Origin of the sequence: Streptomyces sp. NPDC051907 (assembly GCF_040681075.1) — a bacterium.
Classification (GTDB): domain Bacteria; phylum Actinomycetota; class Actinomycetes; order Streptomycetales; family Streptomycetaceae; genus Streptomyces.
In genome coordinates, this window is sequence record NZ_JBFAYB010000211.1 from 1 (window position 1) to 3,307 (window position 3,307).

Below are 3,307 nucleotides of genomic sequence, written 5' to 3' on the forward strand. Positions count from 1 at the left end.
GCCCCCCGCTCACGACAACGTCGGCCTCCAAGACCACACCCGGGTCTTGCTGGCCGACGTCACGCGGGCCCCGGATCAGCCAACGGCACCCCTCAGTCAGTCGGTCCGGGGGCATACCTGCTCCCAGGGGACTCTCGGGCACTCGCCTGCCAACGGTGCACGTCACCGCGTCTGAACACGGTGTGCCAGCCTCCGGCCCCAAGCCTGGCTCGGCGCTTCGACGTAGCGGTAGGTCAGCACGCACACCGGCAGCAGCACGGCGTAGAACGCCGCTTCGAGGACGAGACTGTCCCGCCGCCACCGGCCGATCGTGCCGTCGCTCACGGCCAGCAGCACCGGATGCACCAGGTAGACCGAGTAGCTGATCGTTCCCAGTCCGGTCAGCCAGCGCGGTATCCGCCGGCGGCGCAGCGCCAGTCCGGCGCCGAAGGTGAGCACGGCCAGCAGGAATGCCGCGATCCAGCCACGTCGTGTGAAGTGGGATCCGTCGCCGTACCCGTACGCGCTCCCCACGGCGCAGGCGATCACCACGACCGCCGTGCAGGCTGCGGGTCGCCAGGTGCTCTGACCGTTCTCGGCCCGGTAGACGGCGGTGCCGAGGAACATCACGGCGAGGATCACCAGGCCTTCCCACATGGGGACTGTGCCGTTGAAGGCGACCAGGGCAAGCGCCAGCGCCCCGCCCAGCACGCCCCCGGACACGTGGAGCACGGATGCCCCGGCACTCGCACAGCAGACGGCGGCCACCATGGCGATCGAGACGATCGCGATCAGCGGGCCTGTGCCGACCCTGTCGGAGAGGGCGGAGACGGGCAGCGCGGCGGCTCCTGCCGTCGCGCTCACGGCGGCGAGCACGGCCAGGGCGACGGCGACCGCTGCAGACCTCTGGTGCTGGCGGACCGTGAAGAGGGCGACGCAGAGCAGGTAGAACGCCATTTCGTACGAGAGCGTCCACAGGACGAGAAGGAGATTGGGCGTCCCCAGCAGCTCTTGGAGCAAGGTGACATGGGCGACGGCCACCGTGACAGGGCTCTGCTGGCCGAAGTCGCGGATCTCCGCGAGGCCCAGCAGGTTGAAGGCCAGGACCGCGGTGACGACGACGGCCCACAGCGGGTACATACGGAATACCCGTCCGATCCAGAACGTCCGGACGCAGCCCCGGCGCTCAAGCGACGCGGGGATGATGTAGCCGCTCACCAGAAAGAACACCATGATGCCGTACCGGCTGGTGTTGAACTCCGGCATCAGCTCCCGCCGGAACTCCGCCATGAAGGAGTACGACGAGTGGTCGAACACCACGACGAGTGCCGCGATGCCGCGTAACGCGTCTAACCAGCCCATCCGCGACTGTCCGGCCTGCGCGCCGGATGCGGATAACTGTGGCGGCGCGGAGGGTAATCGCTCCAGCGGCGCAGGGCCGGGGAGCGGGGGTTCCATATTCATCTTCATGTGCCGTCCCTCGCCGATGTTCAACTGACTCCGATCTTCCGCCCGCATGCCTGTGTTCACGTCCTGCAGGCCCGTCCCGTTCGTGGGCCCGGGTCAGCGTAGCGAGGTCCAGGCGGTCGCCGTCGGGTTCAAGACGTGCCGCTCGGCCTGGCATCGGCGCGGGCCAGAGCGCGAGCACGCACGATGTCGCCCTGCCGGCGTGGGCGCGCCGCGTCCTGGGCTGCGGTGAGCCAGCGCTCGGGCTCGTGGGCGGCAGAGGCGTCCTGCCACGGCCTGAAGCAGCCGATCACCGCAGGCCGGTGCCGCTGCCGGCCGCAGCGGCACCGGCGCCTGCAACGCTCACGCCCTCCCGGTACTGCTGCTGTGCGCCTCCTCGGCGTGGGCCTTCAGCGCGGCGCCGAGGAGGCGCAGCGGTTCGTCCGTGTGCCACAGCGAGTGGTGCAGCAGCGCGGCCGCGGCGTCACGGACGCGGAGTCGGTCTGCGTCGGGGGCGGGGCAGAGGGTGAACGTCTCTCGCTCGGCGAGCAGGAGCAGGAGCAGCTGCCCGGCTCCGCGTCCCGGGGCGGGGTCGTCCAGGAGGTGGGCCAGGCTGGTGAGGCCGTCGCGGACGGCGGCGAAGGCTGGGGAGTCGCCCGGGTCGTTGCCGTCCAGCAGCCTGCTGGCCAGCAGTCCGGCCTGCACGGCGTCGGCCCGGCGTGCCTCCGCGCGGGACGGGAGGGGTTCGCGTCCATCGCGCGGCCCGGCGGGGGCCGGTCGCTCACGGCGCACAGAAAGAGGGGCTTGTGTGCCGGGTGCAAGCGGCTGCGCCGACTCTCGCCGGCATGAGGGTTAGCCCCGCCACCTGCTTGTGCGGCGGCGGTCCGTGTGCGGGGCGGACGGCGGGCATGGGACGGCCCCGGTGCCGCGAGAGCGGGGGGGGCCGGGCCGGGAGGAGCGAGGCGGGCCGGGGCGGCGGACGCGGGACGGCTCGCCGCTCGGGGGCGTCAAGCGCGGCGGTCGCGGCGCCTGCGCTCGAACTCGGCGCGCCATGCGAGCCTTCCGGGGTCCTCGGACTCGACGAACACGAAGAACGCCTGCATGAAGCAGTCCGTCATGACGTTGGAGCCGTGATCGGCGTTGTACGCCTGTGCGACCGTCTTCAGCTCGGCCTCCAGGTCCTGCAGGGCCTGCGAGCGCCGCCACCTGGTGACCTTCTCCCCCCGATAGTCGGCGACCTCCTCGGCGATCCACCCCCACTCCTGGGGAATGCCGTCGACGCCGATTCGGATCGAGCCGTAGCCGGGGCCGATGCGGACGCGGAATCTGATCTGCTCGGGCGCTTCCCCGATGGGGTCGAACCGGTAGGTCCCCACACGCCTGGGACACCAGCCCCGCCCCTTCCTATAAAAGTAATCTCATAAAATAAGTATAACACTTCAGAAATGTTCTTAATCATCATTCATTTTCTAAAATAAATATAACTTACGAAATCTTACTGATTTTATGGCTTTAAAGTCTAAAAGACGCCTATTAAAGAATAGACGTCGAACAAAGGGGGGTAAGGGATTCGAACCCTCGCGCCGGTTTCCCGACCTAACGATTTAGCAAACCGTCCTCTTCAGCCTCTTGAGTAACCCCCCATAGGCTTATTAACAATGAATAGATACCTTACATATCCATTATGGGAATTCCAGGATTCGAACCTGGGACCCCTGCGTTATCAACACAGTGCTCTAACCAACTGAGCTAAACTCCCAAAATATTAAGTTAAGCGGATGACGAGAATCGAACTCGCGTAGCCAGCTTGGAAGGCTGGGGTTCTACCATTAAACTACATCCGCTAACAAAGAATGGCGCGAGACGGAATCGAACCGCCGAC

Annotated in this window: 3 protein-coding genes and 3 tRNA genes; all 6 read right to left on the reverse strand. The window is 67.1% G+C overall.

The genetic code is table 11. The features are described 5' to 3' along the window. Nucleotides 1–162: 162 nt before the first annotated feature. Complete coding sequence (locus tag AB0M39_RS41655; RefSeq protein ID WP_365374313.1) at nt 163–1,341, reverse strand: acyltransferase; 1,179 nt, start codon at nt 1,339–1,341, stop codon at nt 163–165. 447 nt (nt 1,342–1,788) lie between these two features. Continuing rightward, on the reverse strand, nt 1,789–2,217 hold the full coding sequence (locus AB0M39_RS41660) for a hypothetical protein (protein WP_365374315.1): 429 nt from the start codon (nt 2,215–2,217) through the stop codon (nt 1,789–1,791). 215 nt (nt 2,218–2,432) lie between these two features. Further along, nucleotides 2,433–2,801, reverse strand: coding sequence for a hypothetical protein (locus AB0M39_RS41665; protein ID WP_365374318.1), 369 nt, complete (start codon nt 2,799–2,801; stop codon nt 2,433–2,435). A gap of 179 nt (nt 2,802–2,980) precedes the next feature. Then, nucleotides 2,981–3,068, reverse strand: a tRNA-Ser gene (locus AB0M39_RS41670). Between the two features lie 42 nt (nt 3,069–3,110). Next, nucleotides 3,111–3,184 (reverse strand) — tRNA-Ile (locus AB0M39_RS41675). A gap of 14 nt (nt 3,185–3,198) precedes the next feature. Further along, a tRNA-Gly gene (locus tag AB0M39_RS41680) sits at nt 3,199–3,269 on the reverse strand. Between the last annotated feature and the right edge of the window lie 38 nt (nt 3,270–3,307).